Source organism: Variovorax sp. P4_D9, from assembly GCF_056401695.1.
Map to the genome: position 1 here is coordinate 1 of NZ_JBFUIU010000127.1, position 15,790 is coordinate 15,790.

Here is a 15,790-nt window from a genome sequence, read left to right on the forward strand (position 1 = left end):
GACCTAGTGCGCCCGCCGCACCTGTCACCAGGACAACCTTGTCAAGCGCTGGCATGGGCGGCCTCCATGTTCTCTTCAAGATCAGGGCTGCGTCGATGCAACGTCTCGGTGGGCAGTAGATTGCCCACGTTCGGCTGGAACTTGATAGGGGCCCGCACGCCAAGTTTGTAGGTCACGGTCTTTTCGAGACGAAACGTCCAATCCGGACTCTCATTAGTCTCCCCCCACACCACCTGTTGACCGATGCCAGCCGTTGCCAAAAAAACGGCCTTTCTAGTTAAGCGCCTCAAACGGGTACGGACTCGGCTTCCYGTCGCATTCATCGCTTCGCCTCCTGGTGGGTATCAAATCTATCACAGGACCCCAACATAAATGACATTACATCAGTTTTTCTATCTGGTGTTTGTACCGACGAAGCTCCCGAATTCGAAAGTCCACCCACTTCCCGGAAATATTCCAACGAAACATTCAACGCCTTGTCATCAAGATGCAGCCCGCCAGAGGGCCACCGCCGGCCGCGCTCAGCGCCACTTCTGGACGACCGGCAACCTGCCTCTCACCGCCCTCACCCCAAAGCTGCAGACAGGACTCGATCAACAGGCCGAAGCCATGCAGTCGGCCGGCCGAGAGCTGTCCGCCACCGGTGTTCAGCGGCAGTTCGCCTTGCAGGCCTATGCGGTGTCCGCCCTCCACGAAAGCACCCGCCTCCCCGCGCCCACAGAAGCCCAGGGACTCCAGCCAGATCAGGGTGAGGATGCTGAATCCATCGTAAAGATTTGCCACGTCCACGTCGCCTGGCCGCAAGTCGGTCCGCTCCCACAGGCGGCGGCCGGCATCTCTCGCCGCCATGGCCGTGAGGTCTTCGAACTGGTCCCAGCTGTAGCGACCGTGCAATGCCCCGCTCATGGCCTCAATGCGCAGCGGCGCCTTGCGCAATTCACGCGCGGCTTCGCCGCTGGAGACGATGATCACCGAGGCCCCATCGATCGGGGCATCACAGTCGTACAGGCACAGGGGATCGCTCACCATGCGTGCGCGCAGGTAGTCATCGAGGCTCAAAGGGTCGCGATAGAGCGCGCGCGGATTGAGCATGGCATTGCGGCGGCCGTTCACCGCGATCGCGCCAAGCTGCTCGCGGGTCAGGCCGAATTCATGCATGTAGCGGGCCGCCATCAGGGCAATCGGGTGCGCTGCCGACAGCCCATTGAAGGGGCGTAGCCAACTCATCAAGCCCGCCACGCGCGCGGCGGGCCGCGGGCCGCCGGACGAAGATGTGGCAGCCGGCTTGCCGCGCGCCCTCACCTGCTCCGTGTACTGGCTGAGCGTGCGGTAGCACAGCACATGGCGCGCCTGGCCCGTGGCGACGGCCATCACGGCATTCATCACAGCGCTAAGTTGTCCGGGCGCTTCTGGCGAGGCGCACAGCCAATTCAGCTTGAGATTCAGCGCCTCCTTCATTTCGCGCAAGCTGACTGGCGCCATGCCGGGCGTGGTCGACATGCCCGGCCAGGAGCTCAGTCCATCAATATCCTGAACCTTCAGGCCCGCATCCCTCAAGGCATCGAAGGCAGCATCCAGCGTCAAATCGAGCGGGCTGCGGTCGGCGCTGCGAGTTGGCCCGGCCATGCCGACCCCGACGATCGAGGCCGCAGTTTCAGCAGAGGCTTTCATCCAAACAATCCAACATAGTTGATGAGGTCTCAGTTTTGCTCTATTATGACCTGCAAACAGTGGCTGGCAAGAAGTTGTTCACTAGACCTCAACGCGAAGCCCGGCACCTTCGATCCAGCAATCAACACAGGAGACACGCAACGTGCAAGCTCAATCGACCCCCGTCGCCAGCGATCCGGGCGCAATCCCCAGCCATGTCCCCCCGGAACTCATCGTCAACTTCGACTTCCGCACGGGTCTGGGTGATCGACCGCACGACGCGGTCGCTGCCCTGCACCAGGGCCCACGCATCATTTATTCGCCGGTCAACCATCACCACAAGGCCGGCGTCGGCACCTGGATTCCCACCTGGGCCGAGGACATCCGCACAGTGTTACAAGACACTGTGAGCTTTTCCAGCAAGGTCGTACGTTCGGGCTCGGACCTAACGCTAATTCCGCTGGAGTTGGATCCACCCGATCACGGCGCCTTCCGCGCGCTGATGAATCCGCTGTTCACCCCCGCACGCATGAAGGCGCTGGAGGCCAAGATACGCGAGCGCGCCGCTTCGCTGGCCCAGGCCTGTGTGGCCAAGGGCTACGGCGAGTTCGTCGACGACTTCGCCCGTCCGCTGCCAGTGGGCATCTTCATCGACCTGATGGGCCTGCCCCAAGCCGACATGCCCCGCTTCATGGAGTGGGAACAACTGATCATTCGCGACATGGCATCACGTGCTCGCGCCATGAAGGAGGTAGTGATCTACCTGAACGAGCTGATCGCCGCGCGCCGCGCCGAGCCAACCGATGACCTGATCTCCTTCGCGGTGAAGGGCCAGGTGGCAGGCCGGCCGCTCACAGACCCGGAGATCGAGGGCATCTGCATGTTGCTCTTCATGGCCGGGCTGGACACCGTGACAAGTTCGTTCAGCTTCCAGTTCCGTTATCTGGCCGAGAATCCGGAGCAGCAGGCCCGTCTGCGCGCCGATCCCTCGCTGATCCCGGCCGCGGTGGAAGAAATGTTCCGGGCCTTCGCCGTTGTCAACACGACGCGCTACGCGACGAAGGACATTGAACTGGCCGGCGTGACGATCAAGCAGGGCGACAACGTGACCTTGTCGACGATCCTGGCCTGCCGCGACCCACGCGAGTTCGAACGTCCAAACGTGGTCGACTTCGACCGCACGGCCAACGCCCACAACGCTTTCYCCTATGGGCCGCACCGTTGCATCGGTTCACACCTGGCCCGCCGCGAACTCGTCGTCGGCATGGAGGAATGGTTGAAGATCGTGCCGCCGTTCCATATCCAGGACAAGGCGAAGCTCGTGTTCAACGGCGGCGGCGTCTTCGCACTCGAAACACTTCCTCTGGTTTGGTGAGTTCGCCTGTGCTTCAAACTTGCGTGCTTGCCGGGCACGGATTGTCACTGGCCGGCGATTCAGGTGGCGGCCCTGACGCCCCCTGCGTGATCCTGCTTCCAGGCGCGGGGCAGACTCGGCGCTCCTGGGGTGCGGCAGCGGAGCGGCTGACGCAGGCTGGCTACCGCGCGCTGGCGCTCGACCTGCGCGGCCATGGCGGCAGCGACTGGGCGCCCGATGGCGACTACTCGATCACGGCCTTCACGGCCGATGTTCACGCCGTGTTGCGCACCGTGAATACGCCCGTCGTGCTGGTCGGCGCCTCGATTGGCGGAATTGCCGCGCTGATGGCTGCGGCCGAGCCCGGCGGCGCGCAGATCGCCGGCCTGGTGCTGGTGGACGTGGTGCCTCGGATGGAGTCCGAAGGGCTCCAGCGCATCAGGGGCTTCATGTCTGCGCATGCCCAAGGCTTTGCCAATGTGGAAGAGGCCTCGAACGCGGTGGCGGCCTTCCTGCCCCATCGGCCCCGGCCGGCAAGCAACGAGGGATTGCTCAACAGCCTGCGCAGTGGCACAGACGGCCGCCTCTACTGGCATTGGGATCCCGTCTTCCATGCCGGCTCCGCCGGCCGTCACGGCATGTTCGAAAGCATGGAAAAGGCGGCGGCCCGGGTTGCCGTCCCGACCTTGTTGATCAGCGGCAGGCGCAGTGAGGTGGTCAGCCGCGAAGGCGCACGCAAGCTGCTGAGCGTGATGCCGCAAGCGAAATGGGTGGACATCGAGGATGCTTCCCACATGATTGCCGGCGACAGCAATGAACGTTTCAACGCAGCGCTGGAGATGTTCATCCAAACGGTGTTTCCGCGCCAGACTCGACCATGAACCCAGGCTCCCTTAACATGGACACCCTACTGGCCTGGCGTGGCCGGCATGAGCAGCGCACTGACTGCATGACCCTGGCGCAGGCCGACACGCTGGCGGCCACATTGGATCGCAGCGACAGGCCCGCACAAGAAGGTGACACGCTGCCGCCGGGCTATCAATGGTTGTACTTTCTACCGGTGGTGGCGATGTCCCAGGTCGGCGAGGATGGCCATCCCCAAAGAGGCAGCTTCCTGCCGCCGGTGCCGCTGCCCCGTCGCATGTGGGCGGCAGGAAGACTGCGATTCCACGCCCCCTTGCTGCTGGGCGAGGCCGCCACACGAGAGTCCGAGATCACGGACGTCCGCCTCAAGAATGGCCGCAGCGGCCCGCTGGTGTTCGTGACCGTGCGCCACCGTTATCTGCGAGCAGACGGGCAGTTGGCGATCGTTGAAGAACAGGACATCGTCTATCGCAACCCAGCCGCCAGGGAACCGCCATCCTCAGCTGCAAAGGCGGCCACGGCGTCCCGGGACCCCGCCTCTTGGCGCCGCTCGCTCACGGCGGATCCCGTGCTCCTGTTCCGCTACTCGGCGCTGACCTTCAACGGTCACCGCATCCACTATGACCGGCCCTATAGCACCGAGGTTGAGGGCTATCCTGGCCTGGTGGTGCACGGCCCCTTGATTGCTACCCTGCTGCTGGATTTGCTGCGCCGCGAGCGGCCCGAGGCCCGCGTCACGCAGTTTGAATTTCGCGCCATGAAGCCGCTCTACGACGGCAGCGAGTTCCAGATTTGCGGCGAACCGGCCGCCGACGGCCGCAGCGTCCGATTGTGGTCCGAGGACGCCTCGGGAGCCCTTTGCATGGCGGCCACGGCCGCACTCGCCTGAACCTTCAAGTCCCACCGTGCTGAATCACACCTCCGACCCATACCAAGAGATCCGCGACGCGGTGCGTGCGCTGTGCGCCGAGTTCCCTGACGAATACTTCCGCAAGATCGACGAGCAACGCGGCTACCCGGAGGCCTTTGTCGATGCCTTKACCAAGGCTGGCTGGATGGCAGCGTTGATCCCGCAGGAGTACGGCGGCTCGGGCCTGAGCATGGCCGAAGCCTCGGTGATCATGGAAGAGATCAATCGCTCAGGCGGCAACTCCGGCGCCTGCCACGGCCAGATGTACGTGATGAACGCCATCGTGCGTAGCGGCTCGCAGAAGCAGAAGGACACCTACCTGCCCAAGATCGCATCAGGCCACTTGCGCATCCAGACCATGGCGGTGACCGAGCCCACGACAGGCAGCGACACCACCAAGCTCAAGACCATGGCGGTCAAAAAGGACGGCCGCTGGGTCATCAACGGCCAGAAGGTCTGGATCTCGCGTGTGCAGCACAGCGACATGATGATCCTGTTGGCACGCACCACGCCGCTGGCCTCCGTGCAGAGGAAATCCGAAGGCCTGTCCTGCTTCCTGGTTGACCTAAGACAGGCCATCGGCAATGGCCTGACCGTGCGGCCGATCCAGAATATGGTCAACCACGAGACCAATGAGCTGTTCTTCGACAATCTCGAAATCCCGGAGGAGAACCTGCTGGGCGCGGAAGGCAAGGGCTTCAAGACCCTGCTCGACGGCCTCAATGCCGAGCGTACCCTGATCGCCGCCGAATGCATCGGCGACGGCTACTGGTTCATCGAACGGGCGACCCGCTACGCCAGCGAGCGCGTGGTATTCAACCGCAAGATCGGTCAGAACCAAGGCATCCAGTTCCCGATTGCCGAGGCCTACATCGAGCTGGAGGCGGCCAACCTCATGCGCTTCCAGGCCTGCGCCAAGATCGATACGCACCAGAACGCGGGCCCAGAGGCCAATATGGCCAAGCACTTGGCGGCCAAGGCCAGCTGGGAAGCGGCCAATGTGTGCCTGCAGACCCACGGCGGCTTCGGCTTTGCCTGCGAGTACGACGTGGAGCGCAAGTTCCGCGAAACGCGCCTCTATCAGGTGGCCCCGATCTCCACCAACATGGTCTTCAGCTATGTGGCGGAGCATGTGCTCGGATTACCCAAGTCCTACTGACCATGCGCTCCCTCTCGCCGTTCCGGCCAACCTCCCGGCGCTTCGACAAGGCCTGGAAAGGCGGCGCCGATGCGGTCACTGTCGATCGGGAGGAAGACGTCGTCGCCACCTCCGCTAAGGCCCAGCGCGTGTCTCTCCGTCGACCTCCAGCTCGACCTGGAGATCCGCGGTGAATGCGAACTGGATCAGTTCAACGAGCAGATCATCGAGGCCTTGCACCCGATGAAATACAAAAGGCGGCCCGCTTATTTCCCCTCGACGCGATCGATCAGGCAATCTGGCGCAGATCCCGCTCGGCTTGCCGTCCTGAAGCCCAGAACAACAACGCCGCCACGAGGCCGATAAGAAGGGTCAGCGCCATGGCCCAGCGCAGCGAACCTGGACCGCCGATCAAGTCGCTCAAGGCGCCGGTCAGCAGCGGCCCCAGGCCCACGCCGATGAGATTTGTCATTAACTGCGAGCCGGCCATCACGCGGCCTCGCATCGGTGCGGGGGTCAAGGTCATCAGCAGGCCATAGCCGGGGCCCAACCAGCCTCCGAGCATGAAGCCCATGAGCAGGGCGCAGGCAAGCGTCCAATGGAGCTCCGGCACCAGCACCATGCCCAACCCGGCAGCCACCGCGCAGATCAACATCACCGTCGGCACGATGGCCAGGCGGCTTGGCATGCCATGAGCCAGGCGGTCGGCCACCGGGCCGGCGACCRCCGAACCAATGGCTTGCGCAACGCCTGCAACCAAGGCAACGATCAGGCCAGCCCGCTGGAGGTCTAGGCCGTGGAGGCGGATCAGGAAGGAGGCGGTCCAGGTCCACAAGGAAGACATCAGCATGGCGGCCATCATGATCGCCAAGGTCAGCAGCGTCACTGAACGATGGGCCTGCACATGGCGCCACACAGCGGCGAAGCTGACCCCCTGCGAAGGGGCAGGCGCCGATTCAAACCCTCCCCGCTTCGGCTCCGAAAGGAGCATGAGGAGGAGCGCGGCCAACATCAGGCCAGGCAAGCCTGCAGCAAAGAACATGGTGCGCCAGCCGAAGTTGTGCGCGACCGCCGCCCCCACCAGGAACACCAGCCCCGTGCCAAAAGCCGTGCTGAGGTAGAACATGCCGATGGCCGAGGCACGGCGGCTGGGCGGGAACAAATCCGAGATCAAGGACATGCAGGCCGGCGAAGAGCCAGCTTCGGCCGCGCCGACGCCGCTGCGCGCCAACAACAAGCCCCAGTAACTGCCCGCCAGACCGGAGAGTGCCGTCATGCCGCTCCACACCGCCAGGAGCCCGGCCAGCAGGCGGATACGGTTCATGCGGTCGACCCCCCAGCCCATCGGCAGCACTGCCACTGCGAACGCCACCGCGTGCGCCAGGCCGCTGAGCGCTCCCATGGCCCGATCGGTCAGCGCGAAATCCCGCTTGATGGGCTCCACCACCGCCGAGACAATGTTGCGGTCCACAGTGTGGAGCATGTACACCAGCGACAGAACGCCGAGTGCGAACCACTGCGAGGAAGAAACCGGATCGGGAGTGTAAGAATTCCTTTTCATGCGATGCCGGCTCTTGGATCAGCGGCCCTTGAAAGCAGGCTTGCGTTTTTCGAGTACCGCATCAATGCCTTCGCGGTGGTCTTCGGTGAGATGGCACAGACCCTGRGCTGCGGCCGAGAACTCCATCACCGCCGCATAGGAGCTGTCGCGCCCTTGGCGCAGCAGACCCTTGGCCATGCGYAGGGCATGTGGCGGTTGCGCGGCGATGCGCTCGGCCATCGCGATCGCCTCCTCAAGCAGGCGCTCATGCGGGACAACACGGCTCACCAGACCCCACTCGGCAGCGGTCTGCGCATCGATCACATCACCGGTGTAGAGCATCTCCGAAGCCCGGCTGAAGCCCACGACACGCTGCAGCAGCCAGGCGCCGCCATCTCCGGGAATCAAGCCCACCTTGAGGAATGTGACGCCGAAGCGTGCCTGCTCGGAAGCGATGCGCACATCGGCCAGGCAGGCAATGTCGCAGCCCAGGCCGATGGCCGGCCCGTTGACGGCCGCAACCAGGGGAATCTCCATCTCGTAGAAGGCCCGGCTGAGCATGTGGATTTCACGCCGGTACTTCTCGCGAATGGCCGTGCCGCCGCCGCCGAAGGCACCCTCGCCAGYGCGCATGGCCTTGAGGTCGCCGCCCGCGGAAAAGGAGCGGCCCGCACCCGTGAGCACCGCGCAGCGGATCGCCGGGTCACTCCCGACCTGCTCGCAAATCTTGCGGATGGTCTCGCCATCGCCGATCGAGCCCAAGGCATTCATCATTTCCGGGCGGTTCAGGGTAAGCACCGCAACGGCGCCTTTGATTTCAAGTTGAAGCAGTGGCATAGTCATATAAAAATGATGAAGCGTCAGTTTCATGCCATTCTGAAGCGCGATGAAAAACAAAGCAACTATGGTCGTCCCTGAATCTCTTGCCTCTGCTGCATCCGCTGCACCTGGGCGGCCACATCCGCAGTTGGAAATACTCATCACGCCTGAGGTCAGGCACATCGACAAGTTTGAAGACCCTGAGCAGTGTGCGAGGGCACCGGCGTGGGCGAGCGGGCCCATCTGCGATCGCTCGCCCCAACCAGTCAACGCATATTCGAGGACATCTGATCTGCGCCGTGCTGCGCAATGAAGACCCACACGACTTCGTCCGGTGCCTGCAGCCATGGTCATCACTAGCGTGGTCGCGCGGGAGACGGTGCGCCGTAAGGCGCCTCGAAACAGCCTGCGCAACCTCGCCGCGCACTTCACACCACTTCCCATGTATTGCCGTGAGGACCAGTGCAGCAAGATGTGTACAGCCTCCATCCCCTACCACGCACGCCGCGCTGGTGATCGTGCCACCAGCGGCCAGAACCTCGGCAACAACTCGGTTCACCGCGTCCGCGCTGGAGACATCGACCACCAAGACTATGCGCAGCGTGGTGRGCGCAGCATCAAAGAATTCAGTGCCACAGCAAAGCGACGGCGCCAAGAACCCCACCGTGAGATGGCCGTGGTCTTGGCGCCCTCTGCTGTGAACGCTTCACCGCGGCGCTCTAACACGGTCCGCCGCCGATTGCAGCATGCGCGCGCCGCGACGAAGGTCAGCCATCGGTGGTGTGGGCAGTAAGGCCGCGCCGCTGGTGTGGCTGGGCAGAATCACCGTGGCAGTGCCGGGCACGGTGACTTCGCCACGCTGATTGGTGCCGGCAAGCTGCAGTTCCACCACGTGGTGTTCGCCCTCCACCCGCTTGTCGATCACGGTGCCCGAACAGATGGTCGCATCGCCCATGAAATTGAAGGCGCGGGATTGGCAATTCAGCTTCCACAGCCAGGCGTCGTCGCCCATCCAGTTGGCCACCAGATGGATCAACCAGCTAGTGCGCATCTGGCCATAGTCGTAGGAGGTGGGCAGGCCCAGTTCCTGTGCGCGGTCGTGATCCCAGTGCACGCGCTGCACGACGTCGGGTACGCCAAAACGATCGGGCACGAAGAAGGCAGGCATGCGCTGGCGCTGCGCCCAGTTGTAGCGCAAAGGGCCGATGCCGCTGCTGCTCAGGCCCAGGCCCATGTGCATGGAGATCACGTCCACCATGGTGAGCGGCCCTTTGGCCACGGGGGTGAGGGTGTCACCGACCGACACGTCTTCCCACCAGCGCTTCTCGACACCGCGCCGCTGTTCGCCGGCATAGACCTCGTCGATGCGTGCGATGTCGTCCTGCGTGTAGGTCTGACGCTCGATTTTGGCATAGCGGCCGGCCTTCTTGCTGCCCTCGCGCTCTGCGCTGAGGTAGCTTTCCTCGCGGCGGCCCACGGGCAGGCCAGCGCGGTCGATCCACAGATCGCTATAGACCTCGGTCACCGACACACCTCCGCTGAAGGAGGACTTCTCGTTGACCTTTACATCCGAGGTGAAGCGCTCGACGTAGAACTGCTCGTCCGGGTAGATCGGGCGCCACCATGTCCATTCAACGCCGGTGTAGTACTTGCCGACGCCACGGAACAGGCCCTTGAACAGGGCCTTCTGCTCGGGCGATGCCTTGGGCGTGAGGTTGGTGCCAGTGGAGTGCAGGAACAGCGGATACCCGATCTGGTCGCGCCAGCGGGTCTTGCCGCCTTGCTCGCGGTCGTGCCACAGGGGGTTGTCGTCGCCGCAGGCCCAAGCAAAATGGCTCAGCACGTCGGAGGAAGTCCGGCTGTTGTAAGGCTTGTTGAAGGCGAACTTTGGCACGCCGATCTGTTGCTTAGCACGCTCGATGTCTTCGGATGTGATGCGGCCGGCGCTGTCGCTGGGGCTGGCAGAGGTGTCGTTGCTGTCCATGGTTGGGTGTCCTGATGAGTAAAGAGTGTGGCGGCTCAGATGCCGCTGAATCGGGGAGCGCGCTTTTCGCGGAAGGCGAGCGCAGCTTCCTTGATGTCCTGCGTGCGGCCGCAACGCGCCATGCCGTAGGCCTCGGCGTCGAGCACTTCCTCCAGCGGCGCATGGGTAGCGAGGGCGATGTGGCGCTTCATGTAGCGCAGCGCAACGCCGGGCCCTTCGGCCAGGCGGGTGGCCAGCGCCAGCGTGGTCTCGGCCAGGCTTTCGGGTGACTCGATGCGGTTGAGCAAACCGAGGGTCAATGCTTGCTGTGCATCGATCTTGTCGGCCAGGTACATCAGCTCCAGGGCCTTGGCTGGGCCGACCAGCTGCGTGAGGAACCAGCTGATGCCCAGATCGCCGGACAGGGCCACATTGGCGTAGGCCGTACGCAGGACGGCATCATTGGCCGCGATGCGCAAGTCGCAAGCCAGCGCCAGAGCGAGCCCGGCACCGGCCGCCGCACCGTTGATCATGGCGATTGTCGGCTTGGGCATCTGATGCAGCAGACGCACGGTCTCGGCGTGATGACGCAACTCATCGGCGCGCTCTTCCAGGCCGAGGCGCTCGGCGCCGCGCCGGCCGCCACTGTTCATGTCGCCCCCTGAGCAGAAAGCCCGCCCGGCACCGGTAAGCACCAGCGCCGTGACACTGCGATCATGCGCGGCTGCCTCGACGGCCGCGCGCAGTTGCGCGTGCAGTTCGGGCGTGAGGGCGTTGAGCCGCTCGGGCCGGTTCAGCGTCAAGAACAGCACCTTGCCTTCGCGGCGTGAGAACAGCACGTGCGCCTCGTTGGTACTGGCGTCGGCTTCAGTGGTAGCTTCGGTCATGCGGGTTCTCTTCGATATGGTGTTGGGGCGGGCCGGGTCAGACCGAGCCGCGCATGTGCTGACCCTCGTTCGGGGTCAGGCGCGCGTAGATAGGCGCGGTAAGCAAGGCAAACACGCCCAACACCAGGAAAGGCGCGGCAAAGCTTGACAGGGTCATGCCATCGGATGAGGACCATGCCAAGGTAATGCCCGCCAGGCTGACACCCATGCTCAGGCCCAGTTGTTGGATCACGGTGGACAGCGTCGAGGCCCTGCTCACCTCCCCTGGCGACACCTCGGCATAGGTCAGCGGCGAGGCTGCCACGAAATGACTGGCTCGAGCAAAGCCGAGCACCAGCAGGGTTGCGCCGATCATCCACACCGGCGTGGCTGGCTTGAATAAGGCGGGCACTGCAGTGAAAACTGCCGCAGCAAGGCCGGTGACAATCAAGGTCGCGCGAAAGCCCACGTGGCGCACCGCTAGTGCGCCACCGAAACGAGCCACCGCCGAACCCACCATCATGCAGACCATCACCGAACCGGCCTGCAAGGGCGTCCATCCCAGGCCCACCTGCAGCAGCATCGGCACCAGATACGGCGTGGCACCGAAGCCCAGGCGCAGCACCGTGGCGCCGAGCATGCTGGTGCCAAAGGTGCGCCGGCCCAGGAGGCTCAGGTCCAGCACGGGCCGATCCATCCGGCGTGCATGGAACACGAAGGCCACCGCGCAGGCCACCGCCACCAAGGCCAATCCGAGTGCCCAAGGCCAGGGCACGATGGCGGTACCCGACACCTCGGCCAGGCAGACGAAACCGATGATCGCGCCGCCGGCCAGCAGGAAGCCGCGCAGGTCGAAACGCCCGGGATGGGGGTGGCGCAGCCGCGGTACCAAGCGCAATACAGCCCACACGCCGATTAGGCCCACAGGCAGGTTGATGAAGAAAATCCAGCGCCAGCTGGCGACATTCAGCAGCAGACCGGCCAGCGGCGGGCCCAGCAGCGGCCCGATGATCGCCGGAATGGTAAAGGCATTGAGTGCCTTGACCAGACCTTCTCGCGGCGTCGAGGCCACGACGATGAGCCGTGCGACAGGCGTCATCATCGCGCCGCCGAAACCCTGGATCACGCGCCCCGCCACCAACTCCGGCACGGAGCTTGAAAGCCCGCAGCATATGGAGCCGAGCAGATAGATCTTTAGTGCATTGACGAAGACACGGCGCGCGCCGAAACGGTCGGCGAGCCAGCCGCTGGCCGAGACGAACACCGCCATCGTCAGCAGGTAGGCGGTCAGCGCCAGCTTGAGGTCTAGGATGTCGGCATGGAACTCCCTCGCGAGCGTCGGAAGGGCCGTGCCCAGCGCCGCCGAGTCCAGCAGGTCCATGAACAGGGCGCTGGCTAGCGCCACAGGAAGCCAGCGGGACACCAAGGGCGCGGCGTCCTCCAGATGCACGGTGCTTCCGGCCTTTTCCAGCCCGGCTTCTCCAGCCGGATGAACAAGGTCCTCGGCGCCGTCGTCAGGCATCTGGCCGGGCTTCATGCCAAGCTCCGCTGCAGGCCCTGGCGCCTGATCAGCGCAACACCCATTCGCCTCCCTTGACAGTGTCGGGCTTGATCTCGGTCGCGATGGGCTTGCCGATCTGGATGTACTTCAAGGCATTGCTCACGGCCTGAGCGCGGGGCAGGCTCTGCGCTTCCCAGATGGCTCGGATGGAGCCCTGCACCGCGACGGGGTGACGTGACGCGATCTGCGCGGCCAACTCCGCGGCGCGGGCCCAAAGCTTCTCGGGTGAGGTCACTTCAGTGACCAGGCTGATACGCAAGGCCGTCTGCGCGCTGATACGCTCGGCATCCGCCAGCAGCACCATCCGGGTGATCTCCTGCAGCGGAATCCGTCCCATCGAGCCGATCGGCTCCACCGCCGATATCTTGCCGAACTTCAAGTGCGGGTCGAAGAAGGTGGCGTCATCGGAGCAGATGGCGATGTCGGCCTCGTTGAGCCAATAGAAGGCGCCACCGGCGGCCATGCCGTGCACGGCCACGATCAGCGGCTTCCAAACCTTGTTGCTCTTGGGGCCAAGCCATTCGCCCGGGTCATCTTGGTCAAAGGGAGCATCCTCTTCGCCCGGCGCACGCCAACCTTCCTTCACGTCGACACCGGAACAGAAGGCCCGCCCGGGCGCAGCACGCAGCACGCAGACCCGCACCGCCGGGTCGGTCCGCAGCTCGCCCCACAGCCGGCGGAACTCCAGGACCATCGTCCGGTTGAAGCAGTTGAGCTTGTCGGGTCGGTTCAGGGTGATGGTGGCCACGCCGTCGACGATGTCCACCAAGAGGGTCGAATAGCTAGTCATCTTGTCTCCGTTCTAGAAACCCAGGAGTTTCTTCAACTCGGGTCGGCTCACCTTCATCGAGGCGGTGCGGGGCAACTCGGCGATGAAGTGAAAGGTCTTGGGAATCATGTAAGCCGTCAGGTGCTCGCGCGCGAAGTTCTCGAGCGCCTTGACATCGGGCGGCACTTCGCCGGGCTTCATCTCGATGGCGGCCACCGGCACCTGGCCGAGGCGGGCATCTGGCGCGCYTACCACGGCCACATCGCGCACGCCGGGATAACGGCGCAGGACATCGGCCACTTCGTCGGGCAAGATCTTGAAGCCGCCGCGGTTGATGGCRTCGTCTGCCCGGCCATGCAGGAATAGGAAGCCGTCCTCGTCAATCAGCGCCAGGTCATTGGTCTTGAACCAGTCGGGACCGAAGCGATCGCACTTGATGTGCAGAATGCCGATCTGCCCGGCGGGCAAGACCTCGCCTGATTCGGGCGACACCACCCGCAGGAACACATCCGAACGCGGGCGGCCCACGCTGCGGCGCTTGTTTTTCGAGAAAGCCTTGTGGTCGGCCAGCGTCCAGCCCGCCACGCCGCCGATGAACTCGGCCGCACCGTAGTCAACGAGGATAGGCACGCCATAGCGGGCCTCGAAGGCCTCCTGCACCTGCGGGTCCAGCGGTGCCGTGCCAGAACGGATACCGCGCAGCGACTTCAGCCATTCCGGCGGGATCTGTTCCTCCATGATCATCTGGATCATGGCGGGCACAAGGCTGGCAGACTTTGGCTGGTAGCGGTGCACCGCCTGTGCCCAGTCCTGCGCGACGAACTTCTCGAACAGCACCACCGGACGGGCCTGGTACAGAGCCAGCAGCAGGCCGAACAGTCCGCCGGCATGGCTGAAGGGCYTGAACAGGAGGGCGGGCGAGGTCTTCAGGCGCAAGGGCCCATCCGCACCACTGCTCTTTTGCTCTCCAGAACGCAGCGAAGGCAAAAGCACGTCTTCCATCACGGGAATGCGCTTGGGCGCGCCGGTCGTGCCGCTGGTCAAGCGCTCCAGCACGTAACCGGGCATGGGCGCGCGGTGGGGCGCCGGGCCGACCTGGGTCAAGCCTGGCACTACGGCCACCTGCAGAGCCTTGTCGCCGGTCACCGCAAAGCCGGCGCTGCCGGCGGCTGCGGCCGCTTCGACCACGCCGGGCATGGCCCAGTCGTCCGCATCGCCGACGACCGCTTGAAGGCGCTGCGCACCCAGCTCCTCGCAGAACGCAGCCGGCGCTTGGTTCGGACGAAGYGGCACCACCATGCGGCCGTACCTCACCAGCGAAGCGAAAGCCGCCACCGACGCCGCCCGGTTGCGCGCCACCCAGCCCACGGGCGCCGAGCGGTCGACGCCCGCACGCACCAGCAGTGCTTCGAGTTCGTCGCCCGCCGCCGCCAAGACGCCCCAGGTAAAGGAGCCCGCGGCGGTCTCAACCGCTACTGCCTTGGGATTCAGAAAAAAAACCTCAGAGAGATGCGCCCGCAAGCCTGCGGTCGTGGACATGTCTGACATGGAGTGATCCGGTGAAACCCTCTCGGGCAGCTAGGACAGGCGCCCCGTCGAGCACGCCCATCCACTTGATTCCCCATCATGGTAATTTACATTGTGTCAGTTTTCAATAGCCTTCAGCGACTTTTCTAGCTCGTAAATTTGCTACATACAAGCCCGAATTATTGACAAATCGCAGCTTTTTTCTGGTATCTTTGGAACTGATAGATCATCAACTTTCCAAACGCTAGGCCTTCCTGGCGAGCATTCCTAGAGACCGAACACTCGGAGCCAGCATGGATCTCCACTTCACCCAAGAAGACAAGGTATTCCGCGACGACGCCCGCGCCTGGTTGCGGCACAACCTCCCAAAGGAACGCCGCCCCCACGCAGGAGAGCCGCTGCGCGCCTATGACACCGGCTGGCAGCGCAAGCAATTCGAAGGCGGCTGGGCCGGTGTGTCCTGGCCCAAGGAATACGGAGGCCTGGGCCTTTCCCTGGTGCGCCAGCTGATCTGGTACGAGGAGTACGCACGCGCCGGCGCGCCGGACAACCACCTCTGCTTCGTGGCCCTCAACCATGGCGGCCCGACACTCATCGCGCGCGGTACCGAGGAACAGAAGCGCTTCCATCTGCCCAAGATCCTGCAAGGAGAGGTGGTGTGGTGCCAGGGCTTTTCCGAGCCCAACGCCGGCTCCGACCTGGCCAGTCTGCGCACTCGCGCCCACATCGAGGGCGACCACCTGGTGGTCAACGGCTCCAAGATCTGGACCAGCCACGGTCATCTGTCCGACTGGCAGGAGCTGCTTGTGCGCACGGACCCCAACGCGCC

Annotated in this window: 14 protein-coding genes; 5 read left to right on the forward strand and 9 right to left on the reverse strand. The window is 64.2% G+C overall.

All coding sequences use genetic code 11. The features are described from left to right. Positions 1 to 41 precede the first annotated feature (41 nt). A complete protein-coding gene (locus AC1DY5_RS15990) occupies positions 42 to 176 on the reverse strand; it encodes a hypothetical protein (RefSeq protein WP_478112838.1) in 135 nt (44 codons plus the stop codon). Positions 177 to 468: 292 nt separating this feature from the next. Then, positions 469 to 1,584: a thiolase family protein gene (locus AC1DY5_RS15995; protein WP_478112840.1), complete on the reverse strand. Its 1,116-nt coding sequence runs from the start codon at positions 1,582 to 1,584 to the stop codon at positions 469 to 471. Positions 1,585 to 1,813: 229 nt separating this feature from the next. Between AC1DY5_RS15995 and AC1DY5_RS16000 the strand changes: the two genes are divergently transcribed. From AC1DY5_RS16000 to AC1DY5_RS16015, 4 genes are all read left to right on the forward strand, one after another. After that, positions 1,814 to 3,025: a cytochrome P450 gene (locus AC1DY5_RS16000; protein WP_478112842.1), complete on the forward strand. Its 1,212-nt coding sequence runs from the start codon at positions 1,814 to 1,816 to the stop codon at positions 3,023 to 3,025. A gap of 86 nt (positions 3,026 to 3,111) precedes the next feature. Beyond that, positions 3,112 to 3,885: an alpha/beta fold hydrolase gene (locus tag AC1DY5_RS16005; protein WP_478112843.1), complete on the forward strand. Its 774-nt coding sequence runs from the start codon at positions 3,112 to 3,114 to the stop codon at positions 3,883 to 3,885. Between the two features lie 17 nt (positions 3,886 to 3,902). Continuing rightward, positions 3,903 to 4,757 (forward strand): HTD2 family dehydratase, encoded by an 855-nt coding sequence (locus AC1DY5_RS16010; protein WP_478112845.1) that lies wholly within the window; start codon positions 3,903 to 3,905, stop codon positions 4,755 to 4,757. A 16-nt stretch (positions 4,758 to 4,773) separates the two neighbouring features. Beyond that, on the forward strand, positions 4,774 to 5,937 hold the full coding sequence (locus AC1DY5_RS16015; RefSeq protein ID WP_478112847.1) for an acyl-CoA dehydrogenase family protein: 1,164 nt from the start codon (positions 4,774 to 4,776) through the stop codon (positions 5,935 to 5,937). A gap of 268 nt (positions 5,938 to 6,205) precedes the next feature. On the opposite strand, the gene AC1DY5_RS16020 is transcribed toward AC1DY5_RS16015, so the two are convergent. The 7 genes from AC1DY5_RS16020 to AC1DY5_RS16050 form a co-directional block, all read right to left on the reverse strand. Further along, a complete protein-coding gene (locus tag AC1DY5_RS16020) occupies positions 6,206 to 7,477 on the reverse strand; it encodes an MFS transporter (protein ID WP_478112849.1) in 1,272 nt (423 codons plus the stop codon). An 18-nt stretch (positions 7,478 to 7,495) separates the two neighbouring features. Then, the gene (locus AC1DY5_RS16025; protein ID WP_478112851.1) at positions 7,496 to 8,326 is read right to left on the reverse strand and encodes a crotonase/enoyl-CoA hydratase family protein; all 831 of its coding nucleotides are present in this window, start codon (positions 8,324 to 8,326) and stop codon (positions 7,496 to 7,498) included. 655 nt (positions 8,327 to 8,981) lie between these two features. Continuing rightward, positions 8,982 to 10,259, reverse strand: coding sequence for a hotdog family protein (locus AC1DY5_RS16030; protein WP_478112852.1), 1,278 nt, complete (start codon positions 10,257 to 10,259; stop codon positions 8,982 to 8,984). Between the two features lie 35 nt (positions 10,260 to 10,294). After that, positions 10,295 to 11,125, reverse strand: a complete 831-nt coding sequence (locus tag AC1DY5_RS16035; protein WP_478112854.1) for an enoyl-CoA hydratase-related protein — start codon at positions 11,123 to 11,125, stop codon at positions 10,295 to 10,297. A 37-nt stretch (positions 11,126 to 11,162) separates the two neighbouring features. After that, positions 11,163 to 12,641: an MFS transporter gene (locus tag AC1DY5_RS16040; protein ID WP_478112856.1), complete on the reverse strand. Its 1,479-nt coding sequence runs from the start codon at positions 12,639 to 12,641 to the stop codon at positions 11,163 to 11,165. Between the two features lie 31 nt (positions 12,642 to 12,672). Next, positions 12,673 to 13,455 carry an enoyl-CoA hydratase/isomerase family protein gene (locus tag AC1DY5_RS16045; RefSeq protein WP_478112858.1) on the reverse strand — a complete coding sequence of 261 codons (783 nt, stop codon included), beginning with the start codon at positions 13,453 to 13,455 and terminating at the stop codon, positions 12,673 to 12,675. 12 nt (positions 13,456 to 13,467) lie between these two features. Continuing rightward, the gene (locus AC1DY5_RS16050; protein WP_478112859.1) at positions 13,468 to 14,982 is read right to left on the reverse strand and encodes a class I adenylate-forming enzyme family protein; all 1,515 of its coding nucleotides are present in this window, start codon (positions 14,980 to 14,982) and stop codon (positions 13,468 to 13,470) included. Between the two features lie 272 nt (positions 14,983 to 15,254). Here AC1DY5_RS16050 and AC1DY5_RS16055 point away from each other — a divergent pair. Then, positions 15,255 to 15,790: acyl-CoA dehydrogenase family protein (locus AC1DY5_RS16055; RefSeq protein ID WP_478112861.1), on the forward strand; the 536-nt coding region annotated here is incomplete at its 3' end.

Coding starts and splice junctions, on each gene's coding strand:
- AC1DY5_RS16010 (WP_478112845.1), top strand. CDS start 3,903: ATGGACACCCTACTGGCCTGGCGTGGCCGGCATGAGCAGCGCACTGAC.
- AC1DY5_RS16035 (WP_478112854.1), bottom strand. CDS start 11,125: ATGACCGAAGCTACCACTGAAGCCGACGCCAGTACCAACGAGGCGCAC.
- AC1DY5_RS16030 (WP_478112852.1), bottom strand. CDS start 10,259: ATGGACAGCAACGACACCTCTGCCAGCCCCAGCGACAGCGCCGGCCGC.
- AC1DY5_RS16045 (WP_478112858.1), bottom strand. CDS start 13,455: ATGACTAGCTATTCGACCCTCTTGGTGGACATCGTCGACGGCGTGGCC.
- AC1DY5_RS16040 (WP_478112856.1), bottom strand. CDS start 12,641: ATGAAGCCCGGCCAGATGCCTGACGACGGCGCCGAGGACCTTGTTCAT.